This is a genomic window from Herbiconiux daphne, assembly GCF_024979295.1.
Lineage (GTDB): Bacteria > Actinomycetota > Actinomycetes > Actinomycetales > Microbacteriaceae > Herbiconiux > Herbiconiux daphnes.
Genome location: NZ_JANLCJ010000886.1, coordinates 1 through 500 on the forward strand (window position 1 = coordinate 1; position 500 = coordinate 500).

Consider the following 500-nt stretch of genomic DNA (forward strand, 5'->3'; position numbering starts at 1 on the left):
TGAACAACTTGAAACCCCTGATTGGAGTTTTCTAGAAGAAGATGAAAACGGTATTAAGTTTGAAGATGAAATAGAAGCAGAAGAAGCAGAAACAGAGGATGCTGTAGAAGAGGATATTACAGATGATAGCATTGATCCTGATAGTGATGATTATCACGATGAGTCTTACGATGTAGATTTAGATACTGTTATTACTTTACCTAATGGTGAAGATATGACAATTGAACAGCTTCAAAATGGCTATCTTGCAGGTGAGAAATTTACTCAACGTGAGCAAGAATTAAATCAGCGTGAAGAGCAAATTAATCAGCGTTATGAATCTGCTAAAAATCTAATTGAAATTTCAATGTTAGAAGCCGATAAAGCATTAGCAGATTATCAAAATCTAAATTGGGATCAGCTTAGTGATTTTGATTATCGTGAGAATAAACGATATGAACAAGAGCTAAAGCGTAAGCGTGAAGGGCTTATTAGTGAGTTTTCAACACTACAGCAGCAGA

Annotated in this window: 1 protein-coding gene; it reads left to right on the forward strand. The window is 35.0% G+C overall.

The genetic code is table 11. From position 1 onward, the window contains the following. On the forward strand, window positions 1-500 hold a 500-nt coding region (locus tag N1032_RS28205; RefSeq protein WP_259544064.1), incomplete at both ends, for a hypothetical protein.